Below are 22,917 nucleotides of genomic sequence, written 5' to 3'. Positions count from 1 at the left end.
GCTCTCCTCGTCTGCGGGCCGGGGTGGTCCGCGACCGGCCCAGTCTAGAGCCGGCGCCTGACGTCCTGCGTGGTCAACCGGCCCGCCACCCCGGATCGCGCCCGGTGAGCGCGACGAGCCTGGTCGGCCCGTCGGCATCCGGCGCCACCGCGACCGGCGCGGCGAAGATGCCCGCGTCCGCCCATTGCGCGATCTGCGGCGCGAACTCGCCGATCAACGCCTCGGCCAGCTGATCCCCGATCACCGCGTCGTGCCCGGTCGCGGTGGCCAGGTCCCAGCCGTGCACGGCCAGGTCGAGGGTCATCTGCCAGCGGTAGTCCCGGGCCGGGACGGTGGCGTAGCTGAGGTGGACCGGCTGGTCGTCGGGCACCTCGGCCCATGCCTGCCGGGCGATCTCGGCGGCGTCGGACCAGGCACTGGCGGGGTCGTCCCCGGTGCGGTCGCCGTCGTAGCGGTCGCCGACCTGCTCGATGGTCTCGCCGGTGACCAGGTGCGGGACCCAGAGCTGCTCGGCGACGAGGTGGTTGACGAGCTGCCGGGCGTTCCAGTCGGCGCAGGGGGTCGGCGCGTTCCAGTCCCGGACGGACCGCACGGCCCGGTCGAAGACGTCCCGTGCGTGGTCGTGGGCTTCACGGAGATCCATGGGGTCCAGTTCAGCAGACTCACTCGGTGGGCACCCAGATGAGCCGGGGGCTGGCGTCGTCCTCGATGTCGTACATGCGCATGACGAGGTCGAGGGAGCTCAGACTCATCCGGGGCCCGCCCTCGATGTTGATGACCTCGATGCGGTCGGGCAGGACCAGGCCCCAGGCGGCCATCCAGGGATCGACGTCCGGACCGTGGTAGACGATGGCGAAGACCCTGGGAGGGAGGGGAATCGCCAGGTCGATGTCGGACTCGGTACCCGTTCGGGTCACGTGGGTCAGCACAGTCATGTCTCGTTCTCTCTTACTCAGCATGGGATGGACACTGATCATCTGTAGTAAGAGTGGATCGCAACTAGACGACGGGAAAGTGGAACTCCCACTTTTCACACGATTGGGGGATGGGGTGTCGATCGAGCCCGGACCGGTGAACGCCACGGTGCGGCAGTGGCAACTCACCGAGACACTGCGCCAACTGCGCGAGAAGGCCGGTCTGACCATGGACCAGGCTGTGGACATCCTCCAGGGCCTGGGCGGCAAGTGGTCCAAATCCAAGATCAGCCGCATCGAGAACCGCGAACAGGGCGTGAAGTCCTTCGACGTCGAGCGACTGCTCACGGCCTACGGGGTGACGGACGAGGCAGTCCGCATTCAGATCCTCGACCTGGCTGCCAAGCCCGCAGAACGCGGACACTGGCTGGCCCTACGCCGGGACCTGCCCGAGCAGTTCCACAACCTGTTCGACATCGAACCAGCGTTGCAAGCCGTGCGACAGTTGGAGACCGTAGTGGTGCCTGGACTGCTCCAGACCACCGATTACATCCGTGCGCTGATCACTGGAGCCAATCCGGGACTGTCTCACGATGTTCTGGAACGGCGCATCCTTGCCCGCACGGTGCGCCAGAGCGTGCTGACACGGCCGGATCCGTTGAGGTACCACGTGGTTCTCGACGAGTCGATCCTGGAACGGCGGATCGGTTCACCAGAAGTGATGCGCGGTCAGGTTGGTCGGCTGATCGACGCCGCCCAAGAGAAGCACATCACGATCCAGATCCTGGCCAAAGACACGGGTGCGACACCCGCTGTGAACGGTCCCTTCTCGGTGCTGTCACTCCCGGACCCGATCCCGGACTTCGGCTACACCGAGGGACCGGGCGGCTCGATCTACATCGAGGACCGCGATGTGGTCCGCATGTGCCTGGAACGATGGGGCATCCTCACACAGCGAGCGCTATCGCCAGAGCGATCGCTTGACCTGCTAAGCGAGGTTGGCAAGACTTCTTGAGGACGATTTTCTGCGAAGGGACCGCTCATGCGTGTGACTTGGCGTAAGAGCAGCTTCTCCGGTGATGGGGGTTTCGGCGGCGGTAACTGTGTGGAGGCCGCCTGCCTCAACACCGGTTACCTGCTTCGCGACAGCAAGGCGCCCGAGGCCGGTCAGCTCAGCCTGTCGGCGTCTGCGATGGCCGAGTTGGTGCGCTCGATTTCGCGCTAGTCCAAGCGCTTAATCCAGCCCCGACCAGCTGGACGGCGGCGGTCGTCAAGATCGCCGCCGTCGGCCCTCCGGCCGGTACCAGCCATCCGCCCGCCAGCGCTCCCAACGAATACCCCGCCACTTTCAGGCTCGCCCCCGTCGTCGACACCTGTGCCAACAACTCCTGCGGCGTGTACCGCTGCCGAGTAGCCATGATCGCGGGCAACGCCAGCCCCTCCGCGAGCCCGGCCACCGCCACCAACACCATGGTCCACGGGAAGCTCCCGGCCAGCGGCCACGTCAACATCACCAACCCGAACACCGCCGTGCTGACGAACACCACCCGTTCCGGCCGCGCCCCCGCCGCCAGCTTCCCCAGCACGGCCACCGTGATCAGGCTGCCTACTTCCAACGCCGTCCAGAGGTATCCCGCCGTCGCCCGTTCCTGTCCCAGTTCTTCCGCCCGCAACGGGAGTGCCGTCGCCAGAATGCCGACCGAGCCGTAACCCAGGACCGTGGTCAGCGTCGCCCCACGCAACGGCGCCGTCCGGAACAAGTGGGACAGTCCCGCCCGGACCGTCCGCAACAACGGCGCGTGATCACCCGTCACCGTCCCGATCCTGGGCAGGAACGCCGTGCTGATCGACCCCGCCAGGGCGAGCACTGCGATCAAACTCACGGCCGCCGCCGGGCTCACCGCCGCCGCCACCGTCCCGGCCAACGCGGGACCGGTGATCGTGCCGATACTGAACGTCGCCGCGTCCAGTGAGTTCGCCGTCCCGAGTCGTTCCGGTGCCAGCCGGGGGATCAGGCTCGAATAACCCCCGGTCGTCAGCGGTACCGCCAGTCCCGCAACACCCGCCAGCAACAACGGAACGACCGCCGGTGCCCGTCCCACCGTCGCCGTCAGGCCCAGGCACACCGCCGCCAACAACACGCCGCCGCCCGCCAACACCGCTCGGCGGTACGCCACCCGGTCCAGCCAGGCGCCCACCACCGGGCCGGACACAATGGATGGCAGGGTGTAGGCCATCACCGTCGCCCCGGCCCAGGCCGCGCTGCCCGTGCGATCCAGCGTCAACAACACGACGCCGATACCGACCATCTCGTCCGCGATCCGGGCGAACCCGGCCGCCGCTACGTAGGCGCGCACGCCCCCGATGATCTAGCTCGACCTGCGGTGGCGTCGAACTGTTTCCTCCACCAGGTCCAGCACCGGGTCCAGGTCGTCGGCCGGGAGTCCCATCGCCAGGTGGGACACGAGACCTTCCAGGACCAGTTCCAGAAACGCCGTGAGCACGACCACGTCCACGTCGTCCCGGAGTTTCCCGGCTTCACGCTGGCGCAACAACCGTTCCCGGGTCGCGGTTGTGAGCTGTTCCGATCGTTCCGCCCAACGGGACCGGAACTCGGGATCGGTCCGCAACCGGCGGGACACCTCCAGCCGGGTGCCCAGCCAGTCGGCCGGGTTCTCCTCCCCGGCGGGCTTGGTGGACAGCAGGTCGTGCATCACCTGCACCAGGCCCTGCTCGGCCACCACCTCGGTCATCCGGAGCACGTCGTCCTCGGCCAACGCCAGGAACAGCGACTCCTTGTCCCGGAAATGGTGGAAGATGGCCCCCCGGGAGAGTCCGGTAGCCTCCTCCAGCCTCCGCACGGTCGCACCCTCGTACCCGTAGCGCGCGAAACACGACCGCGCACCGTCGAGGATCTGGCGGCGTCGCGCGTCGAGATGGTCCTGGCTCACCCTGGGCACCGGATGATGGTGTCAGTGCCCCGCCGATTAAGCAATCCGTACGTACGTTTTGGGTTCCCGGATATTCACTTGGCACCACCCCTAGGCTGACACTTGCAAGACTTCGAGCGTGCCCCGGTGCGAAGGCAGCGGTTACTTCGAACTGCACATTCGGGAGACGCGGGTTCGAATCCCGTCGTTGCTTCGGGCGGCTTCGTCCAGCAACGTCGTCCAGCGGCCCAGGACACCACCGTACCGCCGCCGACTGTGATCTCGGGGTGCGCTCGAAGTCTTCGCCCAGGTCCGGGCCCTGCCCACCCACCCTTGTCGACGCGCGGCCCATGCGGTTGTCGGTGGCCGCGTGTAGCGTCGTTTTCCAGCGGAGACAAGCTCTCGACAGGGTGAGGGGAGTGATCGTTATGTCCGTTCCTGGCCGGACCCTGGAGCCTGAGCGCAGGCGCCTGCGGGCCAGGGTGGAGGCCGAGGCCTACGTCGCGTCGGTCTGTTTCAAGCATGGTCCGCCATGTCTGCTGGGTGTCGAGCTCGAATGGATCGTGCACCACCGCGACGATCCCCGGCGGCGGCTCGAACCCGATCACCTCGCTGCCGCGCTGGGGCCGCACGCCCCGGCCACACTCCTTCCCGACAGCCCCCACCTGCCGCTTCCGGCCGGTTCGCCGCTCACTCTTGAGCCAGGTGGGCAGGTGGAGATCTCCTCCCTCCCGGCCTCCGACCTCGGTTCGCTGATCGATGCGGTCACCGCCGACCACCGGTATCTCGCCGATCTCCTCGACCAGGCCGGGCTCGTGCTCGGGCCCCGCGGGCTCGATGCGCACCGCTCCCCACGACGCGTGTTGGACACGCCGCGCTATGCGGCCATGGAACGCGCGTTCGCCCCCATCGGACCCGACGGCATCACGATGATGTGTGCCAGCGCGGGTCTACAGGTATGCCTGGACATCGGCGAGGCCGACCGGTTCGTGGCCCGCTGGGCCGCGGTGTCCGCGCTGGGCCCGGTGCTGATCGCGCTGTTCGCCAACTCGCCCGACCTGGCCGGTGCGCCGACCGGTTGGGCGTCCGCGCGGGTCAGGTCCGTGCTCGGGGTCGACCCGCGGCGGTCGCGGCCGGTCCCGATCACCGACGACCCGGCCGCGGCGTGGGCCGAGTACGTGCTGGACGCGCCGTTGTTGTGCGTGCGAAGACCGGACGACTGCTGGGACGCGCCCGCGGGCGTCACCTTCGCCGACTGGATCGACGGCGCGTTGCCCGAGCCGCCCTCGACCGACGACCTCGACTACCACATCAGCACGCTGTTCCCGCCGGTCCGGCCGCACGGCTACCTGGAGGTCCGCTACCTCGACGCGCAGGACGGCGGCGAGTGGGTCACCCCGGCCGCGCTGCTGGTCGCGTTGCTGGCCGACCCGGTCACGGTGGACGCGGTGGTGGACGCGTGCGCGCCGGTGGCGGATCGGTGGCTGGCGGCGGCCCAGTTCGGGTTGGCGGACCCGGACCTCGCGCGGGCCGCGTGCCGGGTGCTGGAGCTGGGGTTGTCGGCGGTGGCCCGGTTGGGGTTACCGCCCGGGATCGGGGCCGTGGTCGCGTCCGGGTTGGCGCGGTTGCGGGACACGAGCGCGTTCCACTGTCCGGGCGGGACGGCGGGCGCGAGCACGACGAACGGGAGGCAGTCGTGACCACGATGGATGATCGACTTCTGGAGCCGGAGCAGCTCCGGGCCAGGGTCGCCGAGCAACTGGTCCGCGCACGCGAGCGCAGCACGCTGCTCACCGAGGCGGTGGACGACGGCGACCTCGTCCGGCAGCACTCCAGGCTGATGTCGCCGCTGGTCTGGGACCTCGCGCACATCGGCAACCAGGAGGAGCTCTGGCTGGTGCGCGATGTCGGCGGCCGCGAGCCGGTGCGCCAGGACATCGACGAGCTGTATGACGCGTTCCAGCACGCGCGGGCCAACAGACCGGCGTTACCGCTGCTCTCGCCGCTGGAGGCGCGCACGTATGTGCGCGAGGTGCGGGACAAGGTGTTCGACGTGCTGGACCGCAGTCCGCTGGAGGGGCGCAGGCTGGTCGACCAGGGCTTCGCGTTCGGCATGATCGTCCAGCACGAGCAGCAGCACGACGAGACCATGCTGGCCACGCACCAGTTGCGGATCGGCGCGCCGGTGTTGCACGCGCCCGATCCGGAACCCGCGACCCGGCCCGACCGGCGCGAGGTGTTCGTCCCGGCGGGGGAGTTCACCATGGGTACGTCGACCGAGCCGTGGGCGCTGGACAACGAGCGGCCCGCGTTCCGCACGTTCGTGGACGCCTTCTACATCGACACCGTGCCGGTCAGCAACGGCGACTACCTGGAGTTCCTCGACTCCGGCGGGTACGACCAGCCGCGCTGGTGGTCGGCGGCAGGCTGGGCGCACCGGCAGGAAGCGGGACTTGTCGCACCCGAGTTCTGGGAGTTGCAGGGCGACACCTGGTTTCGGCGGCGGTTCGGGAATGTGGAACCCGTCCCGTTGGACGAGCCGGTCGTGCACGTCTGCTTCCACGAGGCCCAGGCATACGCGACCTGGGCGGGCAAGCGGCTGCCGACCGAGACGGAATGGGAGAAGGCGGCCCGTTTCGATCCCGCGACCGGGCGGTCCCGCCGGTTTCCGTGGGGTGACGAGGACCCGACGCCGGAACACGCCAACCTCGGGCAGCGGCACCTGCGGCCCGCGCCGGTCGGCTCGTACCCGAGGGGCGAGTCGCCGTTGGGCGTGCGGCAGCTGATCGGGGACGTGTGGGAGTGGCTCGACTCGGGCTTCCACCCGTACCCGGAGTTCGCGGCGTTCCCGTACCGGGAGTACTCCGAGGTGTTCTTCGGCGGCGACTACAAGATGCTCCGAGGCGGGTCGTTCGGCACCGACGCGTCGGCGGTGCGCGGGACGTTCCGCAACTGGGATCACCCGATCCGGCGGCAGATCTTCTCCGGCTTCCGGTGCGCGCGGGACGCGACGCCCGCCGAGGCGCGCTGACGGATGTGCCGCCATCTGGGTTACCTGGGTCCCGCCGTGCCCTTGGCCGGTCTGCTCGACGGGCCGTCCGGGCTGCTGCGGCAGACCTGGGCGCCCGCGGACATGCGCGGCGGCGGGACCGTCAACGTGGACGGTTTCGGCGTCGGCTGGTACCTCGACGACGAGGCACCGCCGGTGCGGTACCGGCGGGCGGTTCCGATGTGGACGGACGCGTCGTTCGCCCAGCTGGCGGCGGTGACGAGCAGTCGCGCCGTCCTGGCGGCGGTGCGTTCGGCCACGTTCGGGATGCCCGTCGTGGACACCGCGTGCGCGCCGTTCGCCGAGGGGCGCTGGCTGTTCAGCCACAATGGACGCGTCACCGGCTGGCCGCACAGTGTGGCCGGGCTGGCCGCCTCACTGTCCATTGTCGACTTGATTACCTTGGACGCGCCCACCGACAGCGCGCTGTTGTGGGCGATGGTCCGTGAACGACTACGGTCCGGTGTGGACCCGGCGGACGCCGTCGCCGAGGTGGCGCTGCTCGTCGCCGAGGTCGCGCCGGACTCCCGGCTCAACTTCCTGCTCACCGACGGCACGACGCTGGTGGCCACGACGTGGTGGCACTCGCTGTCCGTGCTGTGCGGACCCGACAGCGTGGTCGTAGCCTCCGAACCGTGGGCCGACGATCCACAGTGGACCCCGGTGGCGGACCGGTCGCTGCTGGTCGCCACCCTGACCCCTGCCCCGGACGTGCGGGTGCGCGCGCTCGGGCCCACCTCCCCCGAAAGGGACACCACCGCAGATGACTGACCACCTGCTCGACCCAGTGGAAGTGCACCTGCCCGACGACCACGCCGCGCGGGCGCTGGCCAAGGACGCGCGGGAGGGCCTGGCCGCGGACCCGAAGTCGCTGCCGCCGAAGTGGTTCTACGACGCGCGGGGCAGTGAGCTGTTCGAGGAGATCACCCGACTGCCCGAGTACTATCCGACACGCGCCGAGCGGGAGATCCTGGCCCAGCGCGCCCCCGAGATCGCCGCCGTCACCGGCGCGCACACCCTGGTCGAGCTGGGTTCCGGCTCGTCGGAGAAGACCCGCCTGCTGCTCGACGCCCTGCGTGCGGCGGGCACGCTGGCGCACATCGTGGCGCTGGACGTCTCCGACTCGGCCCTGCGCGAGGCGACGACGGCGCTGGCCGAGGAGTACGCCGGGATCCGGGTCAGCGGCGTGGTCGGCGACTTCACCGAGCACCTTGGCCTGCTGCCGGGCGAGCCGCCCCGGCTGGTGGCGTTCCTGGGCGGCACGATCGGCAACTTCCTGCCCGCCGAGCGCGCCGAGTTCCTGACCGCGATCCGCGGCGTGCTGAAGCCGGGGGAGTGGCTGCTGCTGGGCACCGACCTGGTCAAGGACGAGCGGACCCTGGTCCAGGCCTACGACGACGCACGCGGGGTCACCGCGGAGTTCAACCGCAACGTCCTGCACGTGCTCAACCGCGAGCTGGACGCCGATTTCGACCCGGACGACTTCGCGCACGTGGCGGTGTGGGACTCGGAACAGGAATGGATCGAGATGCGGCTACGGGCCCGCCGGGAGATCACGGCCACGATATCCGCTTTGGGTCTGGAAGTGGGATTTGCCGAGGGCGAGGAAATGCGGACCGAGATCTCGGCGAAATTCCGCCGGGACGGGGTCGCCGTCGAACTCTCGGACGCCGGGTTCACCCTGGAGCGCTGGTGGACCGACACCGCAGGCCGGTTCGCACTGTCCCTGGCCAGGGCGGATTAGCTATAGTGTAGGTGGTCACCTGTCCGGCCCCTGTCTTTCGTCAGCGGCCGGATGTCGGTGATAATTGCGCCGATTCGCGGATGTTTCCCCTCGTATTCACGTGTGAGTCTCGTCTGGTCATGTACGTGAAAACGAGGGGAAATTCGTGACCATGCGTACCTTGACCCGCGCCGCCGCTGCGGTGGCCGCGCTCGTCGCCGGGGTGGTGGTGGCGCCCACCGCGACCGCGACCGCGGCCCCGGCACCCGCCACCCCGGTGCCGGTGGCGTGGCACACCTGCCCGGCCGACGCGCTCCCGACGACCATGCCGCCCGGCGAGCGGACGAAGTACAGCTGCGCCGACTACAACGTGCCACTGGACCACGACCGCCCGCGGCTGGGCACGATCAGCATCGCCATGCTGCGCCGCGCCGCCGACAGCCCGACCCACCGGATCGGCTCGCTGTTCCTCAACCCCGGCGGTCCGGGCGGCTCCGGCTTCGCCCTGCCGACCGTCGCGTCCCGGATCGTGCAGCCCGCCGTCCTGGACCGCTTCGACATCATCGGCTTCGACCCGCGCGGCATCGGGCGCAGCACCACTCTCCGCTGCTTCGCCACCGCGGAGGACGCGGCCGCGGTGAACGCCAAGATCGCCGCCGTGCCGTACACCAGGAAGGAGATTCGCGACACGATCGAGGGCACCCGCGAGTACGGCCAGTACTGCGACCGGTTCGCAGGCCCGCTGCTCGCCCATATGTCCACACAGGACGTCGCCCGCGACCTCGACCTGATGCGCGCGGGTGTGGGCGACGACAAGCTCAACTACCTCGGCTTCTCCTACGGCACCCTGCTCGGCGCCACCTACGTCAACCTTTTCCCACAACGGTCCCGCGCGATCGTGCTGGACGGCAACGTCGACCCCGCGCTGCGTACCTCGGACGGCTCGGAATACGACCACCAGCGCACGGCCGGTTTCGAGATCTCCCTGGACGCGTTCCTCAAGGAATGCGACAAAGCAGGCCCGCTATGCGCATACAGTGGCGGCGCGCGGGCGAAGTTCGACGAAAGCCGGGAATACCTGAAAACGCACGGTCCGGTGAAACTGTCGGACGGCACCGAGGTGACGTACGGACTGTTCGTGAGCGCGACCGGCAGCATTCTCTATTCGCGGCCGGAACTGCCCGACCTGGCGAGGCTGTTGCAGGAGTTGTACGACATCATCCACCCGTCCCTCGCCCCGCACCCCGCCCTCCTGGCACCGGGCCAGGCCGCGTCCCTGCTGTCCGGCAACACCCGCCTCGACAACCCCGACAGCCCCTACACCGGCGACGACTCGTACGCGGCGGTCAACTGCAGCGACAAACCGTTCCACAACAAACTCACCGACGTCCCCCGAACCGCCGACCGCTGGGACCGCGAAATGCCCACCTACGGCCGCCACGGCGCCTGGGGCGACCAGGCACTGTGCGCGGAATGGCCGGTTTTCGCCGACCGGTACGCGGGTCCATGGGACCGCAAGACCCCCAACCCGGTCCTGGTCTTCAGCAACTACAACGACCCGGCGACCCGATACCAATTCGGCCAACGCATGGCCGCCGAACTGGGAAACTCCCGCCTGGTCAGCGTGGACGCGTTCGGCCACTGCATCCTGGGCGACAGCACGTGCACGGACCGGATCGCGGCGGACTACCTGGTGAACCTGAAGGTCCCGGCCCCGGGCCAGGTCTGCGCCCCGGACCTCCCGGTCTTCCCCAAGCCCTGACCCAAGACTCCGCCTCTGGAAGCAGGCTGGTGGCGTTGGCCGTTGCTCAACGCCACCGGTCTGTCCAGCACTTGGCGAGCGATCGGCTCGACCCGTTGCCAGGCCGGGAGAGACAATGCTGTGCCTGCCCGTGGGTCTGGCGCCGTGGCCGTTCAGCCTGCGGCGCGGCGACGATGGGCGCGTTGGCGGCAGGTCGGGCCGCAGTGGCGGGGTGGTCGGCCGGTGGATCGGAGATTCAGGCGGGTGCCGCATTCGACGTAGTGTGCGCGGGTGGTTTCGTGACGGTGGTGTGCGCCTGCGTCACGTGCCGCCGCCGCGATCACAGAGGCCATCGGCGTGCCGGTCCGCTACGCGCAACGCACCGACACGGAAGCCGCCGCGATCATGCCTGCGGTCGTCGAGACCAGGAAACGCTGGCTGGCGGGCGACCGCGGCACGCCGACATCGAAACCCTGCGCGTGATCCACCCAGGCCTGCGAACCCTCACCGCCTGGCTCACCGAGTCGGGTGCGGCGGCCATTCACGCACAGCAGACCGCGGCCTGAGCCTCGCGCAACAGCCCCGGCCGGGATGTGGATGATCCGGCCTCGTTGTGGACAACTCGCGGGGATCCCCCGAGATCCATTCTACCGGTCGAGGCGGTTGCGCGGGCTTGTGTCGATCTTGCCTGTGGATGCCTTGACCGGCCCACGATCACCTGGTGTGCCAGGGAGTCGTCGGGTCCCCTCGGCGCAGCACGTCGAGTCGATGGGTGACTTCGTCGTGAGCGAATCGGTCGCCCGCGGCGGCGCGGAGCAGGAAGGCGCCGATGCTGTGCAGGTCCCGCAATCCGCGCAACGTGTCCAGGCCCGACCAGTCCCGCAGGTCGTAGCCGTACGCGGCGGCGAACTCGTCGAGGTCGGCGGCTGTGCGGCCCATCCGTACCCCTTGGTAGGTGTTCGCCAGGTCGAGTTCGCGGGGGCCGATGGCGGCTTCCTCCCAATCGCTCAGCAGCCACCGGCCGCGGAGCGCGTCGTACAGGAGATTGCCCGGGTAGGCGTCGCCATGCACGAATCCGCGCCCCAACGGGAAGTCCAGGGCGTCGTAGGCGGCCAGCAACGCGGCACCGGTATCGAGCAGCCACCCGCGATCGGCCGGGTCGAGGACCTCGGTGGTCGTGACGGTGTCGAGCAGCGAGGCCAACGGTCGGTAGACCGGCAGGTCCACCGGCGGGGCGAGCAGGCCATGCAGGTCACGCAGGATCCGACCGAGGGCCGCGGGCGGGACGCGTGCGGGAGAGGGTTGGGGGTAGTGCACCCAGAAGCTCACCGCGGCCGAGTCCACGACCACCGGGCCCGCGCCCGGCGCCGGTTCGGTGACCGGGACCGCATGGTCGGCCAACCAGCGAGTGAGCGTCACGGCCCGCCCGACGGCGGCGACGTCGCCGAACTGGACACGAGCGACCACGCCTTCCACGGGAAGCAGGTACACAGCGGTCGCGTGCCGGTGCAACAAGTCCAGCCCACGTGAGTCCAAACCCAGCTGCTTGGCAGCCAGAACCACGAGGCGACGGACGTGGTCGTCGTGAGGAGCGGTCACCCTGTGCGCCACATCGCCTCGAACTTCACATTTCTCGGCAACGCCCACCTCCCGGCACCTGGTATAGATCTACAGGATCGTCCACGGGGTTGTCGGTGCCAGATGTAGGTCCCGGACGCGTCGGTGCACCTCGTCTGCCTGGGCGCTTCCGGCGGCGGACTTGCGCGCGTTCGAGGTGATCATCCGCAGTTCACGGACAGCGGAGAGGACGGGATAGCCGTGCCATGTGCGGATGTCGGCGCCGTAGCGGTCGGCGAAGGCGCGGTAGTGATCCGGTGGATGACTGAACCTGCGGCAGTGGACTTCGATGGTGACCAGGTCCCATTCCGGTGGTCCGATGACCATGCTGTCCAGGTCGCACAGGACGACGGAGTCGGGGCCACGCAGGGTGTTGCGATGCTGGGGGTCACCATGGAGGACCCTCGATGTGTCCTGATAGGGCAGTTGGCGGTAGAGGGTTTCGAGGTCGCCGCACGTGCGGCGCAGTAGGCGTCGCTCGTCGTCGTCGAGGATGCGGCTGGTGTCGATGGAGCGGTGGATCGCGCCGATCGGGTCCAAGGCGGGAAGTGCCTGCGGCGGCGGTGGGCACTCATGCAATACTCGTAGGGGTTCGGCGATCTCTTGTGCCAGGATCGGTGTGCTTTGGGGAAGGTATTCCCAGAAGGTCACCGCGCAGCCGGCCACGGTCAGGGGCTGAGGGCTTCCCTGGATCAGGGAAACGGTCGGCACGTTGTGTTCGTGCAGCCATTCGACCAGGGAGACGACGACATCGGTGTGGGTGATTCCGGGGCGGGTGACCTTGACGATGACCGGGGCCGTGACGAGCTTGAACACCGCGTTGGTCTGGTGGCGGAGCAACACCGCGCCTGCGGGGTCGAGCCCGTAGGCGCGGCAGGCGTGTTCGGCAACGGTCTGGGTGTTCTGGGGGAGAAAGGTCTGCTCGGTGAGGCGTGCCATGGGGGCGTGGATCGAGGTCACCGCGAACGCTCGTACTGCTCAGCGAGTAGTTCTCGAAGTTCGGTCGCGGCGGCGGCGCGGTGACCGGCGGGAACGACGGTGATGACTTCGCGGGCTCGGTTGAGCAGGAGGGGGGTGCGGTGGTGCTCGGGGTCGAGGTCGCGCAGGGTGGCCGTGGCCAGCGCGCAGCCCTCGGCGGGGCACCCGGCGGCGACTCGGCCGATGGCTTGGTCGAGCGTGATGAGGGCGGGGTCGACCACGACATGAGGTCGGCGGGCGTACAGCTCCAACGCCCGCGCCTGGACCCGTTCGGCTCGTGTGTGCTGTCCCATGTAGGTGAGAGTGCCAGACAAGTAGAGCAGCAGACGCTCCTCGCCGAACTCGAAGGCCACGTCGGGCGGTCGGGAACCGAGTTTGTCGACCAGGTCCCGCGCCTTGCCGATGGCCTGCTCGGCGCCGCGGTGATCGTCGAGGCGGGCAAGCGCGCGGCCCTCGGCAGCGGCCGCGAGCGCGGCCGGGCCGCAGGGTCTGCCGGACAGTAGCTGCTGCGCGTTCCGGGCCAGCTCGACCGCTTCGTCGAAGCGGCCGGAGTAGTAGGACAGCATCGTCTGCTGTGCGTGGACCAGTGCGCGCAGCTCAGGACGCCCCGCGTCGCCGGCGGCCATCATCGCGGTCTGGTACCAGCGGCGCGCGCGGGTACTGTCACCGAGTTTCATCAGCGCGTCGGCGCCCAGGGTGAACAACACCGCGCTCGCCGCGGACAGCCTGCCCTGAACGGTCGCGGGCTGCCGCTCGCCCGCCAGTCGCTGCACCCGACCGATGTCGGCCACCAACGCACCCAAGGCATGCTTCGGCGCCGAACTCGGATAGGAAAGCGTGTGGTCATGCACGCGTTCCTCGATGAGGTCGACGACCTCGTCGGACGCAGACCTGCCGGTGATCGTGGATACAGCCAGGGCGCGGACGGCGTCCACATTCGTCATCAGATCAACGTCACCGGTGTTGCCACTCGTCTCGCAGAGGATTCTGTCGATGTTCGTCGCTGGAATGCTCGCAGAAGATGATCCAGGTTCGAGTTGTGTGACCGCGCCTGAAGGTGGACAGGTATCGGCTGTCAGGAGTTGGCCACTCCGCCGAGCGGTGTTGCGTCCTTTGATCAATCCGAGATCGGTTTCGGTTCGGGCACCGAGGATCGCGCACAGCGCCTTGCGTGTGTGGGCCGCCGGCCACCGCGTCTCGCCTCTGACGATCTTGCCGACCAGGTGCTCGTCCATCGCGGTCTTCGCCGTGGTGTGCTCACGAACCCACCGGTTGACCTCCTCGGCGAGTTCCGCGCGACTGATCGGCCCGTTCCTGCCGGAATGAGCAGGAGACGGTGTGCGTCGCATCGCCGCCTCGAACTTCACGTTTCTCTCGGCCACGTCCACCTCCCGGGACCCCGATGCGATGATCGTGCCATACCCGGATCGGTTGCATCATTCCTCGGTTCGCACAAGCGGATCTCCAAGTTGACCGCCTCCGTGACTGTCAACGTGACCGGCAATTTACTACAGCGATCGGGCGACGTTCCCGCCATTCTCATGCCATCGCCCGAAGCGCCGCAAGTGCGGTAGTGGGCCGACACTGTGCCCTCAGCGATCGCGTACAGGTCAAGAGATGTCCACCCACCATGGCGAAGGAAATCGCGATGACCACACTCGCACTTCCCGCTGACACGATCGACAACAGCGAGAACGCTGCGAAGCCCGCTTCAGCCATGGCCGCGAGTGGACGTGGTCGGGCTGCCCACCCCACGATCAGGTCAGGTAGGGCCGGGGAGCTGACCCACGCTCTTGGGCGTCAGTCACGGACCACCGACATCCGGGCGGTTCGATGGCGCGGCGGGTGCCCCTCGCCCCGCCGCCTGCCCCGCCCACCTGGCCGTCCCCTCTCCTGCCCGTCATCCGTTGACATCCGCCGCGACATCACAGGGAAACCCATGTCTTCCACGCCCCGCGCCGTCGCCCTCGGGCGCACCCTCCGGCAACTCCGCCAGGACTGCGGCATCTCCCAGCGCGGGCTCGCCGACCAGATCGAACGAGACTTCGCCACCCTGTCCCGCTGGGAGACCGGGGAGCGCACCCCGAAGCTCCACCACGTCGCCCAGATCCTCGCCCTGCTCGACATCCACGGCACCCGCTTCCGCCACGTGATGCGACTGGCCGAGAACCTCGACCACCCCAACTGGATCGCCTCCACCGCAGACGAGCAACACATCCAGCGCGACGCCTACCTCGCGCTCACCACCGCCGCCACCCACATCACCGAGACAGCACCCCACGGCATACCGCCCCTGCTGCGCACCCGCGAGACCGCCACCGCCATCGCCGCAGCCGGAGAAGTCCCCGCCGACCGGGTCGACGCCCACGTCACCGCACTGATGGAACGCCAGCGGCTCGTCCTCGCCCAGAGCGACACCCAGGTGACCGCTCTCATCGGGACCGCCGCACTCACCCCACCGGCCGGCCACACCGGCATGTTCGTCGCCCAACTCGAACGACTCCTGCGACTCACTCGACATCCCCGCGTCGAGCTGCGCGTGACACCCACGACCCCGGGCTGGAATCCGGACCTGTCCTTGGCACTGACCGAAACCCCGGAGGCGACCGTCGCCATCCTGCACACCCGACATACCACCATCTGGCTGCACCGGCCGGAAGAACTCCACAACCTCACCGCGACATCCACCACGCGCGCACCCACGCACTCACCCCCACGGACTCCATCACCCGCATCACGGCAGCCCTGCAACGACTCCACACCCACAACGGCCAAGACATCGCCCAGGCAAGCTGACCACCCGAGCGCCGACCATGACCTCACCCGACGCGCGCGATCGCCCCCGTTCCCTGACCTGCAACGCCTCATCGACCTGCGCGACGCGGGCTGGACATTCCAGGCCACCGTCGATGACGGGCACGTCACCCAAGGCCCGGTCAACACCAACCATCACCAGGGCGCCCCAGCCAATCTCACCTGGCCACAGGCCATGCTCCACAAAGGTCCATTGGTGCACCAACGACAGTTCCCCATCGGCAGGCGCGTGTTCGCCGCACTGCTCACCGACCTGGCCGAGGCCGCGGGCCACACCCAGGCCACTCTCGCCTGCCACCTCGATATCAGCACGACAACGTTGTGGCGGCGGCTACGCGGCGATCAACACCTCACCGACGACGATCTGATCCGACTCCTCCGGCACTGCGGCGTGACCTCCGACCGGGAACACGCGACGCTGCTCACCCTCAAACGGCAGATCGAGCAGAACGAATGGACCTGCCGGGAAAGCATGTGGCTGGGCCCGGTCCGCGCCGCGGAGATCGTCTGGCGCGAACTCGAAGCCGAAGCCCGCGACATCATCACCTTCTCCCCGCTGGACCTCCCGCCCGAACTCCGCCTGCGCGCACACCGACGCCGCGACTTCCGTGTTCCGCGCCGCCGCAAGACCACCCCGACCTACACCCACCTCATCGGCGAAATCGCGTTCATCCGCACCGCCCGAGACCTCGACACCACCGCCAAACAGATCCGACGCGTTATCCGAGACACCGACAAACCCGGCGTCACCATCCGCATGGTCCCCGACGCGGTCATGACAACCACGGTGCCCTACCGCGTGGTCACCCTCACCGACGGCACCCGCGTCGCCGCCTTCGACCTCGACGACGCCGTCCTTTACCGCGACGATCCCGTCCTTGTCTACGACCACACCCACACCATCGAACACATCCAGACCACCGCCCTCACCGAAGACCACACAATCCAGTTCCTCACAGAACTCGCCACCCACCTCGACGCAAGGGTGCGCGAAGCCAGAAGAAAGGACCGAGACGACGACACCGGCCTGATCTCCTGGTGGACCGACCACCCCCGCAGTTCACCATGGTGATCATCCAGCCGCCTCGTATCCAGGCAAAGGCCAACGGGCAACGACATTGACAGGCAATGCGATCGGGATGCAGCAGATGGTGGCAGGCCCCGCGTACCCAGGAGAAGTGTCGATCTTGCTCGTGGACAAGGCAGGTAGTGGAAGACGACAGCGGGGGCCGCCCGAAGGCGGCCCCCGCTGTGTGTCCGGTTCAGGTCAGCTGTTGACCATCTTGCGGAGCACGTACTGCATGATGCCGCCGTTGCGGTAGTAGTCCGCCTCGCCGGGGGTGTCGATGCGGACGACCGCGTCGAAGTCGATCGTCGTGCCGTCGGCGCGGCCTGCGGAGACCTTCACGGTGCGCGGGGTCGTGCCGTCGTTGAGGGCGGTGACGCCGGTGAACAGGAAGGTCTCGGTGCCGTCGAGGCCCAGGGACGAGGCGGTCTCGCCCGCGGGGAACTGGAGTGGCAGGACGCCCATGCCGATCAGGTTCGAGCGGTGGATGCGCTCGAAGGACTCCGCGATCACGGCGCGGACGCCCAGCAGCGAGGTGCCCTTGGCGGCCCAGTCGCGGGATGAGCCGGAGCCGTATTCCTTGCCTGCCAGCACGACCAGGGGGGTGCCCGCGGCGGCGTAGTTCTGGGCGGCGTCATAGATGAACGCCTGCTCGCCGCCGTTGGTGAAGTCGCGGGTGTAGCCGCCCTGGACGTCGTCCAGGAGCAGGTTGCGGAGGCGGATGTTGGCGAACGTGCCGCGGATCATCACCTCGTGGTTGCCGCGGCGGGAACCGTAGGAGTTGAAGTCCTTACGGGACACACCGTGCTCGGTGAGGTACCGGCCCGCGGGCGAGTCCTGCTTGATGGCGCCCGCCGGGGAGATGTGGTCGGTGGTGACCGAGTCGCCGAGCAGGGCCAGCACTCGGGCGCCCTCGATCTTGGTCACCGGGGCCGGGGTCATCTCCATGCCCTCGAAGTACGGGGGCTTGCGCACGTAGGTGGACTCGGTGTCCCACTCGAACACGTTGCCGGTCGGGGTGGGCAGCGAGCGCCAGCGGTCGTCACCGGCGAACACGTCGGCGTAGCTCTGCGCGAAGCTCTCCGCGGACAGCGCGGTGGTGATCGTGTCCGAGATCTCCTGCGGCGACGGCCAGATGTCGTCGAGGTACACCGGCTTGCCGTCGGAGTCCTCGCCGAGCGGTTCGGTGGTGATGTCGATGTCCATCGACCCGGCCAGCGCGTACGCGACCACCAGCGGCGGGGACGCCAGGTAGTTCATCTTGATGTCCGGGTTGATCCGACCCTCGAAGTTGCGGTTGCCGGAGAGCACCGACACCACGGCGAGGTCGGACTCCTGCACGCCCGCGGAGATCTCCTCCTGCAGCGGGCCGGAGTTTCCGATGCAGGTGGTGCAGCCGTAGCCGACCAGGTTGAAGCCCAGCTTGTCCAGGTACGGCGTGAGGCCCGCGCGGTCGTAGTAGTCCATGACGACCTTCGACCCCGGCGCGAGCGTGGTCTTCACCCACGGCTTGCGCGACAGCCCGCGCTCCACGGCCTTCTTCGCCAGCAGCGCCGCGCCGATCATGACCGACGGGTTGGACGTGTTGGTGCACGAGGTGATCGCCGCGATCGCGACCGCGCCGTGGTCCAGCTCGAACTCGGCACCGTCCACAGTGACCTTGGTCGGCTTGCTCACCCGGCCTTCGGCGCCGCGCGCGGCCGAGTGGTAGTCGTACGGTGCGCCGTTGCCGTTGCCGCCACTGACCGCGGGGGAGTCGCTGGCCGGGAAGGACTCCTCGACCGCTTCGTCCACAGCGGACTTCGGTGCATCGGTCGTGTAGCTGCCCAGGGCGGCGCGGAAAGCGCTCTTCGCGTCGGTCAGCTCGATGCGGTCCTGCGGGCGCTTCGGGCCCGCGATCGACGGCACCACGGTGGCCAGGTCCAGCTCCAGCGTCTCGGAGAACGCGGGCTCGGCGTTCGGGTCGAGCCAGAGGCCCTGCTCCTTGGCGTATGCCTCGACCAGCGCCACCTGCTCCTCGGAGCGGCCGGTGAAGCGCAGGTAATCGATGGTCTCGCCGTCGATCGGGAACATCGCGGCGGTGGAGCCGAACTCGGGGCTCATGTTGCCGATGGTGGCGCGGTTGGCCAGCGGGACGGCGGACACGCCGGAGCCGTAGAACTCGACGAACTTGCCGACGACGCCCTGCTTGCGCAGCATCTCGGTGATCGTGAGCACCAGGTCGGTGGCGGTGGCGCCCGCGGGCAGCTCGCCGTGCAGCTTGAAGCCGACCACGCGCGGGATCAGCATGGACACCGGCTGGCCCAGCATGGCGGCCTCGGCCTCGATGCCGCCGACGCCCCAGCCCAGCACACCCAGGCCGTTGACCATGGTGGTGTGCGAGTCGGTGCCGACCAGGGTGTCCGGGTAAGCCTGCCCGTTGCGGATCATCACAACGCGCGCCAAGTGCTCGATGTTGACCTGGTGCACGATGCCGGTGCCCGGCGGGACGACCTTGAACTCGTCGAACGCGCTCTGGCCCCAGCGCAGGAACTGGTAGCGCTCCTTGTTGCGCTCGTACTCCAGGTCGACGTTCAGCTCGAACGCGTCCGGCCTGCCGAACACGTCGGCGATCACCGAGTGGTCGATGACCAGCTCGGCGGGCGCCAGCGGGTTCACCTTCGCCGGGTCACCGCCCAGCTGGGTGACGGCCTCGCGCATGGTGGCCAGGTCCACGATGCAGGGCACGCCGGTGAAGTCCTGCATCACCACCCGCCCCGGGGTGAACTGGATCTCCGTCGACGGCTCGGCCGTGGGGTCCCAGGACGCCAGCGCGCGCACGTGGTCGGCGGTGATGTTCGCGCCGTCCTCGGTGCGCAGCAGGTTCTCCAGCAGGATCTTCAGGCTGTAGGGCAGGCGCTCGGCCCCGTCCACCGCGTCCAGCCGGAAGACCTCGTACGAGGCATCCCCGACCTTCAGCGTGGCGCGGGCGCCGAAGCTGTCCTTGCTCGATGTGGTCACGTCCAACTCCAGTGGCGGCGCAAAGTCAGTGCGGTACTCGACGGTGAGTCTCGCGCACCCCGCGGGGGAGCGCATCGACGGCCTCACCGTTTTAACAGTACGCTTGTCCTATAAAGCGCTACAAGGGGACGCGCCGAGGAGGTCGATGTGATCCATCACGTACAGATCGCCTGTCCGCCCGGGGGCGAGGGTGCCGCCCGAGAGTTCTTTGGGGGTGTGTTGGGGTGGGCTGAGCTGGCGAAACCGCCGTTGTTGGCGGCGCGGGGCGGGTGTTGGTTCGCGGTGCCGGGTGGGGGTGAGCTGCACGTGGGGGTGGAGGAGGGGTTCCGGGCCGCGCGGAAGGCTCATCCGGGGTTCGTGGTGGATGTGGTGGCGGTGTCGGCCGCGTTGACTCTGGCGGGGTATCCGGTCCGGTGGGCCGACCCGGCGGAGACGCCGGGGCGGGACCGCTTTCATACGGACGATCCCCACGGCAACCGCCTGGAGTTCCTCGCGCCCTGAACCCGCTCCGTGGACCCGCTCGGTGAACTCGGCGAAGTCGATCATCGCGGTGGCAGGCGCCCCCGGGTGGGCGGGGCCTGTTCGGGGGCGGTTTGGGGTGATCTTGAAAATGGGGCTGGGGGTTGTGTGACCGGGAGTGGCGTGGTAGCGAGCGTTGGTGGGTATGTGCGGTTTCAGGCGGCGGTCGAGACCGGGGATGGGCGGTTTCCGGGGGTGTTCGGGCTGGTCAACGGGCTGGCGCGGCGAGGGGTGTTGAGCGGGGAGCAGGAGGCGTTCCGGCGCGTCAGCAACGACTGGTTCGATGCGAACTTCACCAACCCGGGCACCGTCGACCCGTCGGTCTATGACCAGGGGCTTCATCCCGGTGCGGTGGCCTGGTTCAAGGCGTCGGCGGGGGAGTTGATCGAGCGGGTCACCGGCTACCTGGAGATCCTCGACCAGCACCAGGTCGGCTGGGTGCGGTTGGCGGCCACCGACCCGGGGCTGATCATCTACGAGGACGAGCACCAGGTCGTCGCCATGCCCCGGGCAGGCGAACGGCCCGCCTCCGAGTAGGGAGACGGGCCGTTCGCGAGGGGCCTACTTCGCCAGGTTGAGCAGGGCCTTCACGTCGGCGGGCTGGAGGCTCTTGAGAGCGGTGATCTCCAGCTCGGTGATCGACCGGATCGGGCTCACGTACCACTTGCCGTCGACCTCGGTCGTGACCACGCCGGTGTTCGCCATCATGCCCTTGACCAGGTTGGACACCGCGCGCTTGGCGTCCGCGGGCATGCGCTTGCCGCCGACCTTGGTGGCCAGGTCGTCGGCGCAGACGCGCTCGCGTTCGCCGCTGACCTCGGCGGCGTAGCAGTCGCCGTCCTTGGTGATGCGGACGGTCTCGCCGTCGTTCTCCAGGACGATCTCCTTGAGCAGGACCTTGGTGGCGTTGTCCACGTCCTGGGTCTCGGTGTCCAGCTTGGTGATCTTCACCCCGCTGGGCTTGCCGCGGCCCGCCTCCTTGATCAGCACCGGGCCGACGTCGTGCAGGACGCCCATCTCGTCCGGCGGGAGCAGCTCGATGATGCCTTCCAGGTCCTCGTTGAGGGCCGCGTCGGCCACGCCGCGCACGGCGTCGCCGGGGCTGCTCGCGCCCTTGGCGGGGGTGGCCTGCTTGGGCCAGGACTGCTTGGCGTCGGCCAGCGCGTAGTCGGCGATGGTGTAGAGCAGGCTGGGGTACCACTCGTCGTCGACCTTCACGGTCGCGATGTTGATGGCCTTGCCCTTGTTCTTCTTCACCAGGTCCGCGACGTCGACGGTCTCGGTCTGCGGGCCGGACGAGGTCATGCCGTGCGGGAACGCGAGGTCGATGAACTCCTCGGTGAACGGCAGCTTGCTGGCGTCCGAGCTGACCGTGACCTTGCCGCCGACCAGCTTGGTGATGGTCAGGTGGTCGTTGACCTTCTCCGCGGCCGACTCGTCGAACTGCAGGTTCTCCGTCTTCAGCTCGAAGCCGCCGAACTGGTTCGGGTCGGCGTCGGCCTTGTAGACGTTGAGCCGCTTGAGCTCGGTGGTGGTCTGCGAGTTCAGCGTGGTCAGCAGGTCGCGCTCGGCCGGGGCCAAGCCGGTGAGCAGACCGGCGACGTCGCCCTTGCCGATGGCGTTGACCAGGCTGGTCGCCGCCGCGGTCGGGTTCTGCGCGCCCGCGGGCGCGCTGCCCCGGTTGAGCGCCCACACCGTGACACCCGCGCCCGCGCCGACCGCCAGCACCGCCACGACGGTGCCGATGATCACGCCCTTGCGCTTCTTGGACGGACCCGGCTGCTCCGGCGTCTGGTAGCCGTACTGGCCGCCGTAGGGCTGCTGCGGGAACGCCTGCGGGTAACCCTGCGCCTGCTGCGGCCCGGTCTGCGGGTAGCCCTGGGTGGGCTGCGGCCCGGTCTGCGGGAAGCCCTGCGCGGGCTGCTGACCCGTCTGCGGGTACCCCGGCTGCTGCTGCGGGTAGCCCTGCGCCGGGAAGCCTCCGCTACCCGGGCCTTGCTGCTGGTACGGGTCGTTCGACGGCCATTGGCCGCCGCCCCCCGGTGGATAGGTCACGGTTCCCCTCTCACAGTCCTCGCGTGCGCTGCCCTGCGTGCGCTGCCGCGCCCGAACACGACGATGCCGATCGCGCCCACCAGCGCGAGCACCGAGCCGACGAGTGTGGTCGCCGGTCCGGTGGTCGCGATGCCGAGCGCGATGTCACCGCCACCACTTTCGACGGTCGCACCACCGGACACGGTTCCGGTGATTATCGCTGTAATCGCCCCGAGCGTTGCGGACACGCGGCGCATGCCGACCGCGTACGCGACGACGCTGAGCGTGATGGCCGGGACCACCCCGAACCACGCGTACAGCAGCAGTTCCAGCACGTCGCCGCGCAGGAAGCCGAGCGAGGTGATCACCCCGACCACCTGGTAGCTGTCGCGCAGCACCGCGCCGGACCGGAACCACGGCAGGAACGTGCCGACCGCGACGGTGAGCAGGCCGACGGCCGTGACGGCGGCGGGCAGCGCGACGCGCAGGCGGTGTTTCCCCTCGGACACGACTCCATGTTCCCAGGAGCCTC

General features: G+C 68.9%; 21 protein-coding genes. 11 read left to right on the top strand and 10 right to left on the bottom strand.

The features are described 5' to 3' along the window. Nucleotides 1-73: 73 nt before the first annotated feature. Nucleotides 74-643, bottom strand: a complete 570-nt coding sequence (locus C503_RS0117885; protein ID WP_018683592.1) for a TIGR03086 family metal-binding protein — start codon at nt 641-643, stop codon at nt 74-76. A 19-nt stretch (nt 644-662) separates the two neighbouring features. Continuing rightward, nucleotides 663-935 carry a hypothetical protein gene (locus C503_RS39785; RefSeq protein ID WP_018683591.1) on the bottom strand — a complete coding sequence of 91 codons (273 nt, stop codon included), beginning with the start codon at nt 933-935 and terminating at the stop codon, nt 663-665. Between the two features lie 115 nt (nt 936-1,050). Here C503_RS39785 and C503_RS0117875 point away from each other — a divergent pair, with 115 nt between their 5' ends. Together C503_RS0117875 and C503_RS44665 are read left to right on the top strand one after the other, a co-directional pair. Further along, nucleotides 1,051-1,929, top strand: coding sequence for a helix-turn-helix domain-containing protein (locus C503_RS0117875; RefSeq protein WP_018683590.1), 879 nt, complete (start codon nt 1,051-1,053; stop codon nt 1,927-1,929). A gap of 27 nt (nt 1,930-1,956) precedes the next feature. Next, nucleotides 1,957-2,139 carry a DUF397 domain-containing protein gene (locus C503_RS44665; protein WP_084477184.1) on the top strand — a complete coding sequence of 61 codons (183 nt, stop codon included), beginning with the start codon at nt 1,957-1,959 and terminating at the stop codon, nt 2,137-2,139. On the opposite strand, the gene C503_RS0117870 is transcribed toward C503_RS44665, so the two are convergent. Then, a complete protein-coding gene (locus C503_RS0117870) occupies nt 2,087-3,271 on the bottom strand; it encodes an MFS transporter (protein ID WP_018683589.1) in 1,185 nt (394 codons plus the stop codon). The genes C503_RS44665 and C503_RS0117870 overlap by 53 nt on opposite strands. A gap of 12 nt (nt 3,272-3,283) precedes the next feature. Beyond that, on the bottom strand, nt 3,284-3,874 hold the full coding sequence (locus tag C503_RS0117865; RefSeq protein WP_026316428.1) for a TetR/AcrR family transcriptional regulator: 591 nt from the start codon (nt 3,872-3,874) through the stop codon (nt 3,284-3,286). Between the two features lie 398 nt (nt 3,875-4,272). Between C503_RS0117865 and egtA the strand changes: the two genes are divergently transcribed. The 6 genes from egtA to C503_RS48535 all read left to right on the top strand — a co-directional run bounded on the left by egtA (nt 4,273) and on the right by C503_RS48535 (nt 10,840). Then, nucleotides 4,273-5,544, top strand: a complete 1,272-nt coding sequence (egtA, locus tag C503_RS0117860; RefSeq protein WP_051114862.1) for an ergothioneine biosynthesis glutamate--cysteine ligase EgtA — start codon at nt 4,273-4,275, stop codon at nt 5,542-5,544. Nucleotides 5,545-5,549: 5 nt separating this feature from the next. Further along, nucleotides 5,550-6,875, top strand: a complete 1,326-nt coding sequence (gene egtB, locus C503_RS0117855; RefSeq protein ID WP_033400752.1) for an ergothioneine biosynthesis protein EgtB — start codon at nt 5,550-5,552, stop codon at nt 6,873-6,875. Nucleotides 6,876-6,878: 3 nt separating this feature from the next. Next, nucleotides 6,879-7,664 carry an ergothioneine biosynthesis protein EgtC gene (egtC, locus tag C503_RS0117850; protein ID WP_018683585.1) on the top strand — a complete coding sequence of 262 codons (786 nt, stop codon included), beginning with the start codon at nt 6,879-6,881 and terminating at the stop codon, nt 7,662-7,664. Continuing rightward, the gene (egtD, locus tag C503_RS0117845) at nt 7,657-8,637 is read left to right on the top strand and encodes an L-histidine N(alpha)-methyltransferase (protein ID WP_018683584.1); all 981 of its coding nucleotides are present in this window, start codon (nt 7,657-7,659) and stop codon (nt 8,635-8,637) included. Before egtC ends, egtD begins: the two co-directional genes overlap by 8 nt. Nucleotides 8,638-8,788: 151 nt before the next feature. Then, on the top strand, nt 8,789-10,378 hold the full coding sequence (locus C503_RS0117840; RefSeq protein ID WP_033400751.1) for an alpha/beta hydrolase: 1,590 nt from the start codon (nt 8,789-8,791) through the stop codon (nt 10,376-10,378). 336 nt (nt 10,379-10,714) lie between these two features. Then, the gene (locus C503_RS48535) at nt 10,715-10,840 is read left to right on the top strand and encodes a hypothetical protein (RefSeq protein WP_018683582.1); all 126 of its coding nucleotides are present in this window, start codon (nt 10,715-10,717) and stop codon (nt 10,838-10,840) included. Between the two features lie 231 nt (nt 10,841-11,071). On the opposite strand, the gene C503_RS39775 is transcribed toward C503_RS48535, so the two are convergent. The 3 genes from C503_RS39775 to C503_RS39765 all read right to left on the bottom strand — a co-directional run bounded on the left by C503_RS39775 (nt 11,072) and on the right by C503_RS39765 (nt 14,301). Continuing rightward, nucleotides 11,072-11,956: a phosphotransferase gene (locus C503_RS39775; RefSeq protein ID WP_211222414.1), complete on the bottom strand. Its 885-nt coding sequence runs from the start codon at nt 11,954-11,956 to the stop codon at nt 11,072-11,074. 69 nt (nt 11,957-12,025) lie between these two features. Continuing rightward, nucleotides 12,026-12,913, bottom strand: a complete 888-nt coding sequence (locus C503_RS39770) for a phosphotransferase (protein WP_063710809.1) — start codon at nt 12,911-12,913, stop codon at nt 12,026-12,028. A gap of 17 nt (nt 12,914-12,930) precedes the next feature. Continuing rightward, nucleotides 12,931-14,301 carry an NsdA family TPR-like regulatory protein gene (locus C503_RS39765; RefSeq protein ID WP_483756923.1) on the bottom strand — a complete coding sequence of 457 codons (1,371 nt, stop codon included), beginning with the start codon at nt 14,299-14,301 and terminating at the stop codon, nt 12,931-12,933. A gap of 590 nt (nt 14,302-14,891) precedes the next feature. Between C503_RS39765 and C503_RS47905 the strand changes: the two genes are divergently transcribed. Next, nucleotides 14,892-16,838, top strand: coding sequence for a Scr1 family TA system antitoxin-like transcriptional regulator (locus C503_RS47905; RefSeq protein WP_018683577.1), 1,947 nt, complete (start codon nt 14,892-14,894; stop codon nt 16,836-16,838). 195 nt (nt 16,839-17,033) lie between these two features. On the opposite strand, the gene C503_RS0117810 is transcribed toward C503_RS47905, so the two are convergent. Next, complete coding sequence (locus C503_RS0117810) at nt 17,034-19,832, bottom strand: aconitate hydratase (RefSeq protein WP_018683576.1); 2,799 nt, start codon at nt 19,830-19,832, stop codon at nt 17,034-17,036. A 147-nt stretch (nt 19,833-19,979) separates the two neighbouring features. Here C503_RS0117810 and C503_RS0117805 point away from each other — a divergent pair, with 147 nt between their 5' ends. Further along, entirely contained in the window at nt 19,980-20,333 is a 354-nt protein-coding gene (locus C503_RS0117805) for a VOC family protein (protein WP_018683575.1), read from the top strand. A 165-nt stretch (nt 20,334-20,498) separates the two neighbouring features. Further along, nucleotides 20,499-20,888, top strand: a complete 390-nt coding sequence (locus tag C503_RS0117800) for a hypothetical protein (RefSeq protein WP_018683574.1) — start codon at nt 20,499-20,501, stop codon at nt 20,886-20,888. Nucleotides 20,889-20,912: 24 nt separating this feature from the next. On the opposite strand, the gene C503_RS39760 is transcribed toward C503_RS0117800, so the two are convergent. After that, nucleotides 20,913-22,406 (bottom strand): flagellar basal body-associated FliL family protein, encoded by a 1,494-nt coding sequence (locus C503_RS39760; protein ID WP_018683573.1) that lies wholly within the window; start codon nt 22,404-22,406, stop codon nt 20,913-20,915. Continuing rightward, a complete protein-coding gene (locus C503_RS39755) occupies nt 22,403-22,894 on the bottom strand; it encodes a hypothetical protein (protein WP_018683572.1) in 492 nt (163 codons plus the stop codon). Before C503_RS39755 ends, C503_RS39760 begins: the two co-directional genes overlap by 4 nt. Nucleotides 22,895-22,917: the final 23 nt, after the last annotated feature.

Origin of the sequence: Actinokineospora enzanensis DSM 44649, assembly GCF_000374445.1 — a bacterium.
Classification (GTDB): Bacteria; Actinomycetota; Actinomycetes; order Mycobacteriales; family Pseudonocardiaceae; genus Actinokineospora; species Actinokineospora enzanensis.
Note: the sequence above shows the minus strand (reverse complement) of the source record. Positions and strands in the feature narration are given on the sequence as shown.

Excerpts from the sequence above, each read along its gene's own strand:
- C503_RS0117885 (WP_018683592.1), bottom strand. The coding sequence starts at position 643 with ATGGATCTCCGTGAAGCCCACGACCACGCACGGGACGTCTTCGACCGG.
- C503_RS39785 (WP_018683591.1), bottom strand. The coding sequence starts at position 935 with ATGACTGTGCTGACCCACGTGACCCGAACGGGTACCGAGTCCGACATC.
- C503_RS44665 (WP_084477184.1), top strand. The coding sequence starts at position 1,957 with ATGCGTGTGACTTGGCGTAAGAGCAGCTTCTCCGGTGATGGGGGTTTC.
- egtA (WP_051114862.1), top strand. The coding sequence starts at position 4,273 with ATGTCCGTTCCTGGCCGGACCCTGGAGCCTGAGCGCAGGCGCCTGCGG.
- egtB (WP_033400752.1), top strand. The coding sequence starts at position 5,550 with ATGGATGATCGACTTCTGGAGCCGGAGCAGCTCCGGGCCAGGGTCGCC.
- egtC (WP_018683585.1), top strand. The coding sequence starts at position 6,879 with ATGTGCCGCCATCTGGGTTACCTGGGTCCCGCCGTGCCCTTGGCCGGT.
- egtD (WP_018683584.1), top strand. The coding sequence starts at position 7,657 with ATGACTGACCACCTGCTCGACCCAGTGGAAGTGCACCTGCCCGACGAC.
- C503_RS0117840 (WP_033400751.1), top strand. The coding sequence starts at position 8,789 with ATGCGTACCTTGACCCGCGCCGCCGCTGCGGTGGCCGCGCTCGTCGCC.
- C503_RS39770 (WP_063710809.1), bottom strand. The coding sequence starts at position 12,913 with ATGGCACGCCTCACCGAGCAGACCTTTCTCCCCCAGAACACCCAGACC.
- C503_RS39765 (WP_483756923.1), bottom strand. The coding sequence starts at position 14,301 with ATGCGACGCACACCGTCTCCTGCTCATTCCGGCAGGAACGGGCCGATC.
- C503_RS47905 (WP_018683577.1), top strand. The coding sequence starts at position 14,892 with ATGTCTTCCACGCCCCGCGCCGTCGCCCTCGGGCGCACCCTCCGGCAA.